This window comes from Lysobacter sp. Soil_N_23 (assembly GCF_057656135.1).
Map to the genome: position 1 here is coordinate 1 of NZ_JBDGKY010000036.1, position 16,703 is coordinate 16,703.

11 protein-coding genes and 1 tRNA gene are annotated in these 16,703 nt (G+C 64.3%); all 12 read right to left on the reverse strand.

Annotated features, from left to right (window positions below):
- Positions 1-153: 153 nt before the first annotated feature.
- Positions 154-2,274, reverse strand: a complete 2,121-nt coding sequence (fusA, locus tag AC3A3X_RS17405; protein ID WP_487584256.1) for an elongation factor G — start codon at positions 2,272-2,274, stop codon at positions 154-156.
- A 150-nt stretch (positions 2,275-2,424) separates the two neighbouring features.
- A complete protein-coding gene (gene rpsG, locus AC3A3X_RS17410) occupies positions 2,425-2,892 on the reverse strand; it encodes a 30S ribosomal protein S7 (RefSeq protein ID WP_200606512.1) in 468 nt (155 codons plus the stop codon).
- Positions 2,893-2,945: 53 nt separating this feature from the next.
- Positions 2,946-3,320, reverse strand: coding sequence for a 30S ribosomal protein S12 (gene rpsL / locus AC3A3X_RS17415; RefSeq protein ID WP_036115437.1), 375 nt, complete (start codon positions 3,318-3,320; stop codon positions 2,946-2,948).
- Between the two features lie 362 nt (positions 3,321-3,682).
- Positions 3,683-7,912, reverse strand: a complete 4,230-nt coding sequence (rpoC, locus tag AC3A3X_RS17420; protein ID WP_487584257.1) for a DNA-directed RNA polymerase subunit beta' — start codon at positions 7,910-7,912, stop codon at positions 3,683-3,685.
- Between the two features lie 113 nt (positions 7,913-8,025).
- Positions 8,026-12,192 (reverse strand): DNA-directed RNA polymerase subunit beta, encoded by a 4,167-nt coding sequence (gene rpoB / locus AC3A3X_RS17425; RefSeq protein ID WP_487584260.1) that lies wholly within the window; start codon positions 12,190-12,192, stop codon positions 8,026-8,028.
- Positions 12,193-12,464: 272 nt separating this feature from the next.
- Entirely contained in the window at positions 12,465-12,836 is a 372-nt protein-coding gene (gene rplL, locus AC3A3X_RS17430; protein WP_200606516.1) for a 50S ribosomal protein L7/L12, read from the reverse strand.
- A 65-nt stretch (positions 12,837-12,901) separates the two neighbouring features.
- Positions 12,902-13,438 (reverse strand): 50S ribosomal protein L10, encoded by a 537-nt coding sequence (gene rplJ, locus AC3A3X_RS17435; RefSeq protein ID WP_487584258.1) that lies wholly within the window; start codon positions 13,436-13,438, stop codon positions 12,902-12,904.
- A gap of 503 nt (positions 13,439-13,941) precedes the next feature.
- Positions 13,942-14,640 (reverse strand): 50S ribosomal protein L1, encoded by a 699-nt coding sequence (rplA, locus tag AC3A3X_RS17440; protein WP_200606518.1) that lies wholly within the window; start codon positions 14,638-14,640, stop codon positions 13,942-13,944.
- A gap of 3 nt (positions 14,641-14,643) precedes the next feature.
- Entirely contained in the window at positions 14,644-15,072 is a 429-nt protein-coding gene (gene rplK / locus AC3A3X_RS17445; protein ID WP_200606519.1) for a 50S ribosomal protein L11, read from the reverse strand.
- A 213-nt stretch (positions 15,073-15,285) separates the two neighbouring features.
- Positions 15,286-15,855, reverse strand: coding sequence for a transcription termination/antitermination protein NusG (gene nusG, locus AC3A3X_RS17450; protein ID WP_200606520.1), 570 nt, complete (start codon positions 15,853-15,855; stop codon positions 15,286-15,288).
- A gap of 4 nt (positions 15,856-15,859) precedes the next feature.
- Positions 15,860-16,237, reverse strand: a complete 378-nt coding sequence (gene secE, locus AC3A3X_RS17455) for a preprotein translocase subunit SecE (RefSeq protein ID WP_487584259.1) — start codon at positions 16,235-16,237, stop codon at positions 15,860-15,862.
- Positions 16,238-16,327: 90 nt separating this feature from the next.
- Positions 16,328-16,403, reverse strand: a tRNA-Trp gene (locus AC3A3X_RS17460).
- Positions 16,404-16,703 lie beyond the last annotated feature (300 nt).

Below are 16,703 nucleotides of genomic sequence, written 5' to 3' on the forward strand. Positions count from 1 at the left end.
CTTGCCGTGGTCGACGTGACCGATCGTGCCCACGTTCACGTGCGGCTTGGTGCGCTCAAACTTACCCTTGGCCATGATTGTCTCTCTTTAAAGTTTATTGCTTGTTCTGTGGTAACGAGGCGCCGGCGAGAGCCGGCGCCGCGGGGACTTCAATTAACCGCCCTTCTTCATCACCGCATCGGCGATGTTGTTCGGGGCTTCGGCGTAATGGTCGAATTCCATCGTGAACGTCGCGCGACCCTGGGTCAGCGAACGGATCGTGGTGGCGTAACCGAACATCTCACCCAGCGGCACCATCGCGTTGATGGTCTTGCCCGACGGCGTGTCGTCCTGGCCCTGAAGCAGGCCGCGACGACGGCTCAGGTCGCCCATCACGTCGCCGACATACTCTTCCGGCGTCACGACTTCGACCTTCATCATCGGCTCGAGCAGGACCGGATCGGCCTTGCGGAAACCTTCCTTGAACGCCATCGACGAGGCGAGCTTGAACGCCATTTCCGACGAGTCGACGTCGTGGTAGGAACCGAACACGAGCTTGACCTTCACGCCCACGACCGGGAAGCCGGCCAGCGGACCGCTGGTGATCGTCTCGCGCAGGCCCTTCTCGACCGCCGGGATGAACTCCTTCGGAATCACGCCGCCGGTGATGTCGTTGACGAACAGGAAATCGTTCTCGACATCCTCGTTGGCGCGGTCGGCTTCGTTCATCGGCGACAGCTCGATGACGACGTGGCCGTACTGGCCCTTACCGCCCGACTGCTTGGCGTGCTTGTAGTCCGACTTGACGTCCGACTTGCGGATGGTCTCGCGGTACGCCACCTGCGGCTTGCCGACGTTGGCCTCGACATTGAACTCGCGACGCATGCGGTCGACGATGATGTCCAGGTGCAGCTCGCCCATGCCGGCGATGATGGTCTGGCCCGACTCTTCGTCCGTGCGAACGCGGAACGAGGGATCTTCCTGCGCCAGACGGCCCAGGGCCATGCCCATCTTTTCCTGGTCGGACTTGGTCTTGGGTTCGACCGCCATCGAGATGACGGGCTCCGGGAAGATCATGCGCTCGAGGGTGATGACGTGATCCTGCGCGCACAGCGTGTCGCCGGTGGTCACGTCCTTCAGGCCCACGGCCGCGGCGATGTCGCCGGCGCGGACTTCCTTGATCTCGTCACGCTGGTTGGCGTGCATCTGCAGGATGCGGCCCACGCGCTCCTTCTTCGACTTGACCGGGTTGTACACCTGGTCGCCGGAGTTGAGCACGCCCGAGTAGACGCGGAAGAAGGTCAGCGAACCGACGAACGGGTCGGTCATGATCTTGAAGGCAAGCGCGGAGAACGGCTCGGTGTCGAGCGCCTTGCGGGTGTCTTCCTTCTCGTCTTCGTCGATGCCCTGGACCGGCGGACGGTCGGCCGGCGACGGCAGCAGGTTGATCACGCCGTCGAGCATGGCCTGCACGCCCTTGTTCTTGAAGGCCGAACCGCAGAAGACCGGCACGATCTCGACGCGCAGGGTGCGCTCGCGCAGACCGGCAACGATCTCCTCTTCGGTGAGCTCGCCTTCGTTGAGGTACTTGTCCATCAGCTCTTCGGACGCTTCGGCGGCGGCTTCGATCATGAAGCTGCGCGCTGCCTCGGCCTTGGCCTGCAGGTCTGCCGGGATCTCGCGGTACTCGAACACGGTGCCCTGCGAGGCGACATCCCAATGGATGGCCTTCATCTTGAGCAGGTCGACCACGCCCTCGAAGCCGTCCTCGGCGCCGATCGGCACCTGCATCGGCACGGCGTAGGCGCCCAGGCGCGAACGCAGCTGCTCGACGACCTTGTCGAAGTTGGCGCCGGTGCGGTCCATCTTGTTGACGAACGCCATGCGCGGCACCGAGTACTTGTTGGCCTGACGCCACACGGTCTCGGACTGCGGCTGCACGCCACCGACGGCGCACAGCACGAACACCGCACCGTCGAGCACGCGCAGCGAACGCTCGACTTCGATGGTGAAGTCGACGTGGCCAGGGGTGTCGATGATGTTGAAGCGGTGCTCAGGCAAGGACTTGTCCATGCCCTTCCAGAACGCGGTCGTAGCGGCCGACGTAATGGTGATGCCGCGCTCCTGCTCCTGTTCCATCCAGTCCATCGTCGCGGCACCTTCGTGCACTTCGCCGATCTTGTGGCTGACACCGGTGTAGAACAGGATGCGTTCGGACGTGGTGGTCTTGCCGGCATCGATGTGGGCCATGATGCCGAAGTTGCGGTAACGCTCGATGGGAGTGGTGCGAGCCACGGGACCCTCTCGTAAGTTTTCGAATTCCAGATGGCCGGACGCCGCCTCAAAGGCGGCCTCCGGTTCGCATGGCGGCTTTCTCGCCGCCGCGGCAGCACATGTCGTGCTGCTGAGTGGGACGACCCCCTATATGGGGGCGTCCGGCTCAGATCACCAGCGGTAGTGGGCGAACGCCTTGTTCGCTTCCGCCATGCGGTGGGTTTCTTCGCGCTTCTTGATGGCGCCGCCGCGGCTTTCCGAGGCGTCGATCAGTTCGGCAGCGAGCTTGCGCGGCATGGTGTTCTCGCCGCGCTTGCGCGCCGACTCGATCAGCCAGCGCATGGCCAGCGCCATGCGGCGCGAGGCACGGACTTCGACCGGCACCTGGTAGGTGGCACCGCCGACGCGACGCGACTTCACTTCGACCGCAGGCGAAACGTTGCCCAGTGCCTTCTCGACCAGCTCGAGGGCATTGGGGTTCTTCTCGCTGATGACATCCATCGCGCCGTAGACGATCTTCTCGGCGACCGACTTCTTGCCGCTCTGCATGACCATGTTGATGAAACGGGCGATCGTCTCGCTGCCGTGCTTGGGGTCCGGCAGGACCGAACGCTGAGGGGTGGAACCTTTACGCGACATGGTGCGTACCTATTCTCGTGATTCTTGTACGGAGACCGAAACGGTCGTCCGGCTTAGGACTTCGGACGCTTGGCGCCGTACTTGGAGCGGCTCTGGCGACGCTTGGCGACACCGGCGGCATCGAGCGAGCCACGCACGGTGTGGTAGCGCACGCCCGGCAGGTCCTTGACGCGACCGCCGCGGATCAGCACGACCGAGTGCTCCTGAAGGTTGTGGCCTTCGCCGCCGATGTACGAGATGACCTCGTAGCCGTTGGTCAGGCGCACCTTGGCGACCTTGCGCAGAGCCGAGTTCGGCTTCTTCGGGGTCGTGGTGTACACGCGGGTGCAAACGCCACGACGCTGCGGGCAGTTCGCGAGCGCCGGCGAGGCACTCTTGTAGGTGGTCGCCTGCCGCGGCTTGCGGACCAGCTGATTGATCGTCGCCATCTGGAACTCTTTGAAGAAGGCCTGGATTGGCCTTTCGTGGAAAAACGAACGGCACGCCGGGGCAGCCCGGCATACCGAGACGAAAAAGTATAGCCCGCGTCGGACGTCACCGTCAACGCGAGCTAAACCGTGTGTTCCGCCCGGGCCGCCGAAGGCAGCCTGCGAGGTCGGAACTTCACTGCGATCCCGCCCATCCTGGGCCGAACACGAGGCGCGTCCTGCATCCTCATTTCGTGATCTGGACGGCCCCACGAGGGGGCTGTCGGTATTTCCGTAATTGTAACCGGATTTGCTGGTCAAAACCAAGCCAATCCGGAGTCGGGCTCAGGGCGGGAAACTCCCGCCCTGCCCCTTTTTGCTGCTTACGAGGCGCTCGAGTCGCCTTCGACCTCGGCCACTTCCGCGGCGACCGGCTCGACCGCCGAAGCGACCGGTGCCGACAGCGCTTCCATTTCCGAGTCGGTCAGGCCCGACGCGTTCTTGCGACGCAGCGTGTGGTACGCCAGACCGGTACCGGCCGGGATCAAGCGGCCGACGATCACGTTCTCCTTCAGGCCGCGCAGACCGTCACGGGTGCCGCGGACGGCCGCCTCGGTCAGGACGCGGGTGGTCTCCTGGAAGGAGGCCGCCGAGATGAACGACTCGGTTGCCAGCGAGGCCTTGGTGATGCCCAGCAGGACCGGCTCGTAGCCGGCCAGGATCTCGTTGCGACCGCCCAGGCGGGCGTTCTCTTCGATAAGACGCTGACGCTCGACCTGCTCGCCATTGAGGAACTTGCTGTCGCCCTGGTCGGTGATCTCGACCTTGCGCAGCATCTGGCGAACGATCACCTCGATGTGCTTGTCGTTGATCTTCACGCCCTGCAGGCGGTAGACGTCCTGGATTTCCTTGGTCAGGTACACGGCCAGCGGCTCGACACCGAGCAGGCGCAGGATGTCCTGCGGGCTCGGCTCGCCGTCCACCACGGTCTCGCCCTTCTCCACGTGCTCGCCTTCGAACACGATGATCTGGCGGTACTTGGGGATCAGCTCTTCGTGCTCGTTGCCGTCGGTGTCCTTGATGATCAGGCGCTGCTTGCCCTTGGTGTCCTTGCCGAAGGAGACGATGCCCGAACGCTCGGCCAGGACCGCCGGGTCCTTGGGCTTGCGCGCTTCGAACAGGTCGGCAACGCGCGGCAGACCGCCGGTGATGTCGCGGGTCTTGGACGCTTCCTGCGGGATCTTGGCGACCACGTCGCCCACGCCGACCGGCGCGCCGTCCTGCAGGTTGACGATCGAGCGCGGCGGCAGCAGGTACTGCGCCGGCAGGTCGGTACCCGGGATCGACAGGTCCTTGCCGTTCTTGTCGACGATGCGGACGATCGGACGCAGGTCCTTGCCCTGCGAGCCGCGACGCTTGGGATCGGTGATCTCGCGCGAGGCCAGGCCGGTCAGTTCGTCGGTCTTCTCGATCACGGTCACGCCATCGACGAAGTCGATGAAGCGAACGAAACCGGCGACTTCCGACACGATCGGGTGGTTATGCGGATCCCAGCTGGCCACGGTCTGGCCGGCCTTGATCGCAGCGCCGTCCTTGACGTTGACGGTGGCGCCGTACGGCAGCTTGTAACGCTCGCGCTCACGGCCGTGGCCGTCGAGCACCGACAACTCGCCCGAACGCGACACCGCGACCAGGTGGCCGCCGGCGTGATCGACGTGCTTGAGGTTGTTGAACTTGATGCTACCGGTGGTCTTGACCGTGACGTTGTCGATGGCGGCGGCACGCGAAGCGGCACCACCGATGTGGAACGTACGCATGGTCAGCTGCGTACCCGGCTCACCGATCGACTGCGCGGCGACAACGCCGACCGCTTCGCCGTGGTTGACCAGGTGACCGCGGCCGAGGTCGCGACCGTAGCAGTGCGCGCAGACACCGAACGAGCTGCGGCAGGTGATCGTCGAACGGACCTTGATCGACTGGACGCTGGCGTCGTCGAGCTTCTGCACCCAACCCTCGTCGAGCAGGGTGTTGCGGGTGACGATCGGCTCTTCGTCGTTGCCCGGCAGGAACACGTCCTCGGCCACGACACGACCCAGCACGCGGTCGCGCAGCGGCTCGACCACGTCGCCGCCTTCCACGATCGGGGTCATGGTCAGGCCTTCGAGCGTGCCGCAATCGTCCTCGGTGATCACCACGTCCTGCGCCACGTCGACGAGACGACGGGTCAGGTAACCGGAGTTCGCCGTCTTCAGCGCGGTATCGGCAAGACCCTTACGGGCACCGTGGGTCGAGATGAAGTACTGGAGAACGTTCAGGCCTTCGCGGAAGTTCGCGGTGATCGGCGTCTCGATGATCGAGCCGTCCGGCTTGGCCATCAGGCCGCGCATACCGGCGAGCTGACGGATCTGGGCCTGCGAACCACGGGCGCCGGAGTCGGCCATGATGTAGATCGAGTTCATCGACTTCTGGTCGATGGTCTCGCCCTTGGCGTTTTGCACCTTCTCGGTGCCGATCGCGTCCATCATCGCCTTGGCCACGCGCTCGTTCGTGCGCGACCAGATGTCGACGACCTTGTTGTAGCGCTCGCCGGCGGTGACCAGGCCCGACTGGTACTGCTCCTGGATTTCCAGGACCTCGGCTTCGGCCTCGGCCAGGATGCCCTTCTTCTCGACCGGGATCAGCATGTCGTCGATGCCGATGGAGACGCCGGCGCGGGTCGCGTAGGCGAAGCCGGTGTACATCAGCTTGTCGGCGAACACGACCGTGTCCTTCAGGCCGAGCATGCGGTAGCAGGAGTTGATCAACCGGCTGATGTTCTTCTTGGTCAGCTCGACGTTGGCCAGCGCGAACGGCAGGCCCTCCGGCAGGATCTCGCGCAGCAGAGCGCGACCGACGGTCGTGTCGACGATCGAGGTCTTCTGCTCGCTGGTGCCGTCGTCGTTGTTCACCGTCTCGGTGATGCGGACCTTGCACTTGGCGTGCAGCTGCACGACGCGGTTGTCATAGGCGCGCTTGACTTCGGCGACGTTGGCGAACGCCATGCCCTCGCCTGCCTTGTTCTCAAGGCCGCGGGTCATGTAGTACAGGCCCAGCACGACGTCCTGCGACGGCACGATGATCGGCTCGCCGTTGGCCGGCGACAGGATGTTGTTGGACGCCATCATCAGCGCACGCGCTTCCAGCTGGGCTTCCAGCGAGAGCGGCACGTGGACGGCCATCTGGTCACCGTCGAAGTCGGCGTTGAACGCGGTGCAGACCAGCGGGTGCAGCTGGATCGCCTTGCCTTCGATCAGCACCGGCTCGAACGCCTGGATGCCCAGGCGGTGCAGCGTCGGTGCGCGGTTCAGAAGGACCGGATGCTCGCGGATCACCTCTTCGAGGATGTCCCACACCTCGGCCTCTTCACGCTCGACGAGCTTCTTGGCGGCCTTGATGGTAGTGGCCAGGCCACGGCGCTGCAGCTTGGCGAAGATGAAGGGCTTGAACAGCTCCAGCGCCATCTTCTTCGGCAGGCCGCACTCGTGCAGGCGCAGCGTCGGGCCGACCACGATGACCGAACGGCCCGAGTAGTCGACGCGCTTGCCCAGCAGGTTCTGGCGGAAGCGACCCTGCTTGCCCTTGATCATGTCGGCGAGCGACTTGAGCGGGCGCTTGTTGGTGCCGGTGATGGCACGGCCACGACGGCCGTTGTCCATCAGCGCGTCAACCGACTCCTGCAGCATGCGCTTCTCGTTGCGCACGATGATGTCGGGCGCGTTGAGTTCGAGCAGGCGACGCAGGCGGTTGTTGCGGTTGATGACGCGGCGGTACAGGTCGTTGAGGTCGGAGGTCGCGAAGCGGCCGCCGTCCAGCGGAACCAGCGGACGCAGGTCCGGCGGCAGCACCGGCAGCACGGTCATGACCATCCACTCCGGGCGGTTGCCCGACTCGAGGAAGGCTTCGACCAGCTTGATGCGCTTGGTGAGGCGCTTGAGCTTGGTTTCGCTGCCGGTCGAGGCGATCTCTTCCTTCAGCTGGACCATCTCCGACTGCAGGTCGATCGTGCGCAGCAGCTCGTAGACGGCCTCGGCGCCCATGGCGGCCTCGAAGTCGTCGCCGTGCTCCTGGCGCGCCTGCAGGAACTGCTCCTCGGTAAGCAGGTTGCCGCGCTCGAGCGCGGTCAGACCCGGCTCGGTGACGACATACGCTTCGAAGTACAGGATGCGCTCGATGTCACGCAGGGTCATGTCCAGCATCAGGCCGATGCGCGAGGGCAGCGACTTGAGGAACCAGATGTGCGCGACCGGCGAAGCCAGGTCGATGTGGCCCATGCGCTCGCGACGGACCTTGGCCAGGGTGACCTCGGTGCCGCACTTTTCGCAGACCACGCCGCGGTGCTTCATGCGCTTGTACTTGCCGCACAGGCACTCGTAGTCCTTGATCGGACCGAAGATGGCGGCGCAGAACAGGCCGTCACGCTCGGGCTTGAACGTGCGGTAGTTGATCGTTTCCGGCTTCTTCACTTCGCCGAACGACCACGAACGGATCAGGTCGGGCGAAGCCAGCGCGATCTTGATCGCATCGAAGTCGATGGTCTGTCGCTGCTGGTTGAACAGATTCAGAAGGTCTTTCATGGTTTTCTCCGGGAATCGGGAATAGAGATCGGGGAAGCGTCAGATCGGGCTTCTGGGCGGGAGCCGGTCGCTTGCGCGATGGCCGACTCCCTTCCCGGTTGCCCTGAGTTTCCTCAGTTCTCTTCCAGCTCCATGTTGATCGCGAGCGAGCGGATTTCCTTCACAAGCACGTTGAAGGACTCCGGCATGCCGGCGACCATTTCGTACTCGCCGTCGACGATGTTCTTGTACATCTGGTTGCGGCCCTGCACGTCGTCGGACTTCACCGTCAGCATTTCCTGCAGGGTGTAGGCCGCGCCGTAGGCTTCCAGCGCCCAGACTTCCATCTCACCGAAGCGCTGGCCACCGAACTGCGCCTTGCCGCCCAGCGGCTGCTGGGTGACGAGCGAGTACGGACCCGTGGAACGGGCGTGCATCTTGTCGTCGACCAGGTGGTTCAGCTTCAGCATGTGCATGTAGCCGACCGTGACCGGACGCTCGAACGACTCACCGGTGCGACCGTCGAACAACATGGTCTGGCCGCTGGTGGGCAGGTCGGCGAGCTCGAGCATGCGCTTGATCTCCGACTCGGCGGCACCGTCGAACACCGGGGTGGCCATCGGCACGCCATCGCACAGGTTCTTGGCGAGCGTCAGCAGTTCCTCGTCGCTGAACTGGGTCAGGTCGACGCGGTCACCGGCGATCTTGGTGTCGTGGTTGTAGATGTCGTCGAGGAACTGGCGCAGCTCGGAGACCTTCTGCTGTGCTTCCAGCATGCGCTGGATCTTCTGGCCCAGGCCCTTGGCGGCCCAGCCCAGATGCACTTCGAGGATCTGGCCGATGTTCATACGCGACGGCACGCCCAGCGGATTGAGCACGATGTCGACGGTCTGGCCGTCGGCCGCGTACGGCATGTCCTGCACCGGCACGATGGTCGACACGACACCCTTGTTGCCGTGGCGGCCGGCCATCTTGTCGCCCGGCTGGATGCGGCGCTTAACGGCGAGGAACACCTTCACCATCTTCAGCACGCCCGGTGCGAGGTCGTCGCCCTGGGTGATCTTGCCGCGCTTGTCGGCGAAGCGCTTCTCGAACTCGGCCTTGTGGACCTCGATCTGCTTCTGTGCGCGCTCGATCGCCTCGACCGCTTCCTCGTCCTTCATGCGCAGGGTGAACCAGTCCTTGCGGGACAGGCCTTCCAGCACCAGCGAGGTGACGGTGTCGCCCTTCTTCAGGCCACCGCCGCCGTTGGCGACGCGACCGATCAGCTGGGTGCGCAGGCGGTCATAGATCGCCGCTTCCAGGATGCGGTACTGGTCGTCGAAGTCCTTCTTGACGCGACGGATCTCGTATTCCTCGATCTGGCGCGCGCGCTTGTCCTTCTCGATGCCGTCGCGGGTGAAGACCTGCACGTCGATGACGGTGCCGTCCATGCCCGGCGGAACGCGCAGCGAGCTGTCCTTAACGTCGGAGGCCTTCTCGCCGAAGATCGCGCGAAGCAGCTTCTCTTCCGGGGTCAGCTGCGACTCGCCCTTCGGCGTGACCTTGCCGACCAGGATGTCGCCGGCACGCACTTCGGCGCCGATGTAGACCACGCCCGACTCGTCGAGGCGGTTGAGGGCCTGCTCGGAGACGTTGGGGATGTCGGCGGAGATTTCCTCCGGTCCCAGCTTGGTGTCGCGGGCGACGCAGGTCAGCTCTTCGATGTGGATCGTGGTGTAACGATCCTGCTCGACCACGCGCTCGGAGAGCAGGATCGAGTCTTCGAAGTTGTAGCCGTTCCACGGCATGAACGCGACCAGCATGTTCTGGCCGAGCGCGAGCTCGCCGATGTCGGTCGACGGACCGTCCGCCAGCACGTCGCCGCGCGCAACCACGTCACCGACGTTCACCAGCGGACGCTGGTTGATGCAGGTGTTCTGGTTGGAGCGGGTGTACTTGATCAGGGTGTAGATGTCGACGCCGGCATCGGTCTCGCCGACGATTTCCTTCTCGTTGACCTTGACCACGATGCGGCCTGCGTCGATCTGCTCGATCACGCCACCACGACGGGCATTGACGGTCACGCCCGAGTCGCGCGCCACGGCACGCTCGATGCCGGTACCGACCAGCGGCTTCTGCGCACGCAGCGTCGGCACGGCCTGGCGCTGCATGTTGGCGCCCATCAGTGCGCGGTTGGCGTCGTCGTGCTCGAGGAACGGCACCAGCGCCGCAGCGACCGACACGGTCTGCATCGGCGAGACGTCCATGAAGTGGATCTCGCTCGGCGGACGCAGCATCGACTCGCCCTGGTAACGGCAGGCGACGAACTGGGCGGTGATGTTGTTGTCGTCGTCGGTCGGTGCATTGGCCTGGGCGATGACGTACTCGTTCTCTTCGATCGCCGACAGGTACTCGACGGCGTCGGTGACGCGGCCGTCGATGACCTTGCGGTACGGCGTCTCGAGGAAGCCGTAGCGGTTGGTGCGGGCGAACACGGCGAGCGAGTTGATCAGGCCGATGTTCGGGCCTTCCGGCGTCTCGATGGTGCACACGCGGCCGTAGTGGGTCGGGTGGACGTCGCGGACTTCGAAGCCGGCGCGCTCACGGGTCAGGCCGCCCGGGCCGAGGGCCGAGACGCGACGCTTGTGGGTGACTTCCGACAGCGGGTTGTTCTGGTCCATGAACTGTGACAGCTGCGAGGAGCCGAAGAACTCCTTGATCGCGGCGGCCACCGGCTTGGCGTTGATCAGCTCCTGCGGGGTCAGGCCTTCGGACTCGGCCATCGACAGGCGCTCCTTGACCGCGCGCTCGACGCGGACCAGGCCGACGCGGAACACGTTCTCGGCCATTTCGCCGACCGAACGCACGCGACGGTTGCCCAGGTGGTCGATGTCGTCGACCGTGCCGCGACCGTTGCGGATCTCGGTCAGCACGCGGATCACGTCGAGGATGTCGGACGTGGCGCCGTTGGCGTTGCGCAGGCGCACCGACTCCTCGTCCTTGCGCTCGGCAAAGTACTTGGCGTCATAGAGCACCGAAGCGCCCTCGGTTTCCTTGCGGCCGAGGCGACGGTTGAACTTCATCCGGCCCACGGCCGACAGGTCGTAGCGCTCGAAGGTGAAGAACAGGTTGTGGAACAGGTTCTGCGCGGCGTCCTTGGTCGGCGGCTCGCCCGGACGCATCATCCGGTAGATCTCGACCAGCGCTTCCAGCTGCGTCTTCGACGGATCGATGCGCAGGGTGTTGGACAGGTACGCGCCACGATCGAGGTCGTTCACCCACAGGGTGCCGACCGCGTCGATGCCGGCCTTGCGGAAGGCGGCCAGCTGGTCTTCGTTGATCTCGTCGTTGGCCGTGGCCAGCAGCTCGCCGGTCTTCGAATCGACGACGTCGTGCGAGAGGATGCGGCCGACCAGGTAGCTGTCCGGCACGGCCAGGGCGGCAATACCCGAGGCCTCCAGCTGCTTGACGTGGCGCGCGGTGATGCGCTTGCCGGCCTCGACGATGATCTTGTCGCCGTCGGCCAGGTCGAAGTCGAGCGTTTCACCACGCAGGCGCTCGGAGACCAGCTCCCACTGCACGCCCTCGGGCATGATGTGGAAGGTGTTGATCTCGAAGAACTCGCGCAGCATTTCTTCGTTGTTGTAGCCCAGCGCACGCAGCAGCACGGTCACCGGCAGCTTGCGGCGACGGTCGATACGGGTGAACAGCGCATCCTTCGGGTCGAACTCGAAGTCGAGCCAGGAACCGCGGTAAGGAATGATGCGTGCGCTGTACAGCAGCTTGCCCGAGCTGTGGGTCTTGCCGCGGTCGTGGTCGAAGAACACGCCCGGGCTGCGGTGCAGCTGCGAGACGATGACGCGCTCGGTGCCGTTGACGATGAAGGTGCCGTTGTCGGTCATGAGCGGAATCTCGCCCATGTAGACCTCCTGCTCCTTCACGTACTTGATGGCCTTGGTCGACGACTCGCGGTCGTAGATCACCAGGCGCACGGTCACGCGCAGCGGGGCACCGTAGGAGAGGCCGCGGTTACGGCACTCGCGCTCATCGAACGGCGGATCGCCCAGCTTGTAGCCGACGTATTCCAGGGCGGCGTTGCCGCTGTAGCTGGAGATCGGGAACACCGACTTCAGGGCCGCGTGCAGGCCGCGGTCGGCGCGCTTGGCCGGATCGATGTTTTCCTGCAGGAACTCGCGGTACGAGTCGACCTGGATGGCCAGCAGGAAGGGAATTTCGAGGATGGATTTGCGCTTGCCGAAATCCTTGCGAATTCGCTTCTTTTCGGTGAACGAGTAGATGGCCTTGGAGGCCGTCGTCATGGAAGCTGTGGTCATGGTGAGCTACCGCCTCGGAGATTTTCGGTGGCTTGCCTGCGCGGCGAGCCGGGGGATCAAAATTGCCAGTGGGAAGTCGCTGGTATTGCCGGCACCAGCACGCCTTCTCCCGCTACTTCCGACTGTCAACTCGTTGGTAACGCTTATATTTTTGCCGCCCCTTCAGGAACGGCCAAAGGCCGGGGACTTTCGTCCCCAGCCTCAGGTGGTCGCCAGTACTACGCTCTTGAACAAGAGCCGGCGACACAAGTACTGAATTACTTCAGCTCGACCGATGCGCCGGCAGCCTCGAGGTCCTTCTTGAACTTCTCGGCGTCGTCCTTCGAGACGGCTTCCTTCACGGTCTGCGGAGCACCTTCGACGAGGTCCTTCGCTTCCTTCAGGCCCAGGCCGGTGATGGCGCGGACGGCCTTGATGACTTCGACCTTCTTCTCGCCGGCAGCCTTCAGGATGACGTTGAACTCGGTCTGCTCTTCGACGACGGCGGCGGCAACGGCCGGACCGGCAGCGACGACCGGAGCGGCGGCGGAGACGCCGAACTTCTCTTCGATCGCCTTGACCAGCTCCATCACCTCGAGAAGGGTCTTCTCGGCAATGGCGTCGACGATCTGTTCGTTGGACAGGGACATGTTATTAACCTCTGGAAATTGATCTTACGAATCGATTTGTAAAGCGAGCTTCGACAGGTTCCGGCTTACGCCGGTTCCGCCACTGCTTCGGCTTCGGCGTCGGCAACATCGCCACCGCCCTGCTTGTCGGCCACGGCCTTGACGGCGCGGGCGAACATCGTTGCCGGCTCGTTGAGGACGCGGGCCAGCATGGCCAGGGCCTGTTCGAGGGTCGGCAGCGAAGCGAGGACTTCGACGTGGCTGGCCGGATAAACCTGGCCACCCATCGCGACGACCTTTGCCTGCAGCTTGTCGTTACCCTTGGCGAATTCCTTGATCAGACGACCGGCAGCGCCGGGTTCTTCCATCGAGAACGCATACAGCAGCGGACCGACGAGCACGTCTTTGGCGCACTCGTATTCGGTACCGACAACGGCGCGCGAAGCCAGGGTGTTCTTGACAACCTTCAAGAAAACGCCGGTTTCACGAGCCTTCTTGCGCATCGCGGTCATCTGACTGACCGTGGTGCCCGCGTACTCGACAGCAATCAAGGAGTGGGCCTTGGCGGCGACTTCTGCCAGCTCGGCTACTACTTCTTGCTTCTGGGACAGATTGAGAGCCATTGCACTCCTCCAAATGAACTCCGCTTACGGCTCCTGCCGCTTGCGGTCCTGGGCGATACCGTCCCTGGCATCGGGGATGGGCGAACATCCCGGTGGTGGCCACTCCAGAAAGATTTCCAGAAGGCACCATCTACGCAGGCCGACCCGAACGAGTCCGGATTAAGCAGCCCCGCTTCCACCGACGGCGATTCCCTGCCATGTCGAGCATCCATGCCCGTCGCCGGTAGGCGCTGACCGCACCTGCGGTCTTTGACGGCTATCGCTTCGGGTTTGCACCCTGGGCGATGCCCTCAAAAATTTGCCTCGTCATTCCCGCGCAGGCGGGAATCCAAGGACTTCGTTCTTGCTTCCAGGGACCGAGGTTGAAGCCTCACGTCCCTGGATCCCCGCCTTCGCGGGGATGACGTTCTTTACTGCAACCGCAACAGCAACCTGGATCCCGGCTTTCGCCGGGATGACGTTTCGGCAAAGCCGCGCGCGCTATGCGCGCGCGGGCCGAAACGTCACTTCAGCGTCAGCGTGCCCTGGTCCACGGCGACGCCGGGGCCCATGGTGGTGCTGATCGAGATCTTCTGCAGGTACTGGCCCTTGGCGGACGACGGCTTGGCCTTGATCAGGTCGAGCAGCAACGCGGTCAGGTTTTCCTTCAGCGAGGCGTCTTCGAACGAAGCCTTGCCGATGGTGCAGTGGATGATGCCGGCCTTGTCGGTGCGGTAACGCACCTGGCCGCCCTTGGCGTTCTTGACGGCTTCGGCCGGGTTCGGCGAAACGGTGCCGACCTTCGGATTCGGCATCAGGCCACGCGGGCCGAGCACCTGGCCCAGCTTGCCGACGACGCGCATGGCGTCCGGGGTGGCGATGACGACGTCGTAGTTCAGGTCGCCAGCCATCATCTTCTCGGCCAGGTCGTCCATGCCCACGGCTTCGGCGCCAGCCGCGATGGCTTCGTCAGCCTTCGCACCGGCGGGGGCGAACACCGCCACGCGCACCGACTTGCCGGTACCGGCCGGCAGCACGGTCGAACCGCGAACCTGCTGGTCGGACTTCTTCGCGTCCACGCCCAGGCGCACGGCGACGTCGACGGACTCGACGAACTTGGCCTTGGTGGCGGTCTTCACGATCTTGAGTGCGTCGTCGATGGCGTAGGTCTTGCCCGGGACAACTGCGGCCTTGATGGCCTTTTCGCGCTTGGTCATTGCCATGTCTTAACCCTCCACCACCAGACCCATGCTGCGGGCCGAACCCGCAATCGTCTTGACCGCTGCATCCAGGTCGGCCGCCGTCAGGTCGGCTTCCTTCTGCTTGGCGATCGCTTCGAGCTGGGCACGGGTGACCTTGCCCACCTTCTCGGTGTTCGGGCGCTTGGAGCCCGAGGCGATGCCGGCGGCCTTCTTCAGCAGCACCGAAGCCGGGGTCGACTTGGTGATGAAGGTGAAGGTACGGTCCGAGTACGCGGTGATGATGACCGGGGTCGGCAGACCCGGCTCGAGCTTGGAGGTCGCGGCGTTGAAGGCCTTGCAGAACTCCATGATGTTCAGGCCGCGCTGGCCCAGGGCCGGGCCGACGGGCGGCGACGGGTTGGCCTGGCCGGCCTTGACCTGCAACTTGATGTAACCGACTACTTTCTTAGCCATTTCTCTCTCTCCGGGTGCAAACGCCTGGACTTCAGGCTCCCCATCGCGCCGGGAAAATCACGTGTCCCGACATCACGTTGTTAGCGACTTGTTCTGCAGCACGCCAACGGCCGCCATGCGGCGGCCGGGGCTTCTGGATCGCGCTGAAAGCGGCGAGCCAGCAAGTGTATCAGCTATTTAGCGTCGGATGCCAGGCCCCGGCGCCGAGCCGGGTCAGGCCTTCTCGACCTGCCCGAATTCCAGCTCGACCGGGGTCGAGCGGCCGAAGATGAGCACGGCCACGCGCAGGCGGCTCTTCTCGTAGTTGATCTCTTCGACCACGCCGTTGAAGTCGTTGAACGGGCCGTCGATGACCCGGACCATCTCGCCCGGCTCGAACAGCACCTTGGGCTTGGGCTTCTCGACGCCTTCCTGCACGCGCTGCAGGATCATGTCGGCCTCGTGGTCGGCGATCGGCAGCGGGCGGTCGGCGGTGCCGCCGATGAAGCCCATCACCTTCGGGGTCTCCTTGACCAAGTGCCAGCTCTCGTTGTCCATGCGCGGGATGCCCGCTTCGTCATGGGTCGCGATCTGGACCAGGACATAGCCCGGGAAGAACTTGCGCTCGGAACGACGCTTCTGACCGGAGCGCATTTCCACGACTTCTTCGGTCGGGACCAGCACTTCGCCGAAACGCTCCTGCATGCCGTCGCGCACGATACGGTCACGCAGCGCCTGTGCCACGGACTTCTCGAAGCCCGAGTAGGCATGTACCACGTACCAACGTTTATGCACTTCGCTCATTTCTTCAGCGCCCCAGCAGGAACTTGACTGCGGCCTGGATCACCACGTCGAAACCGGCCAGGATCAGGCTCAGCACGGCGACGGCGATCATGACCACCCAGGTGGTGCGCATGGCTTCCTGGCGGGTCGGCCAGACAACCTTGCGCAGCTCGAAGCGCGATTCAGACAGGAATTCGCGGGTTTGCAAGCCCTTGGCGCTGGTCAGGAACACACCGGCACCCAGGACCAGGCCGCCAGCGACGGCCAGGGCGCGCAGCGCGCCGGCCCACTGGTCGAAGTAGATGTAGGCGGCCACGCCCGCAGCGACCAGCAGCACGGCAAGTGCGTACTTGACGATGTCGCCGGCGGAGGAGGATCCGTGTTGTTCGACCTTGCTGTTCATCCGATCCATCGCGCGGCGGTGAGGCCACGTCTGTAGGTGGTACGACCCGACCACGGATGACCGGGGCTGTGCGGAAGCGCCCGCATGAAGTGGCACGCCAGGAGGGACTCGAACCCCCAACCTGCGGTTTTGGAGACCGCTGCTCTGCCAATTGAGCTACTGGCGTACATCGATGAAGCTTAACGTTTTTACCGGAAGCAGGTTGGACCCGGATTCAGGACCGAAGTTCAGGTCCCTTAGACGGCGACGGCGAGCCGTTGCCGACTCGCCGGGAAGTCCACAACATCTACGGCAAAACCGACGTCCCTGGATCCCCGCTTCCGCGGGGATGACGAGCCTTGCGGCCCGTCTGTGGATCCCCGCCTTCGCGGGGATGACGAATTGACAAGGCCGGGCGCGCTTGCGCGCGCCCGGGTCAATTCGTCACTTGATGATCTTCGCCACCACGCCGGCGCCGACGGTGCGG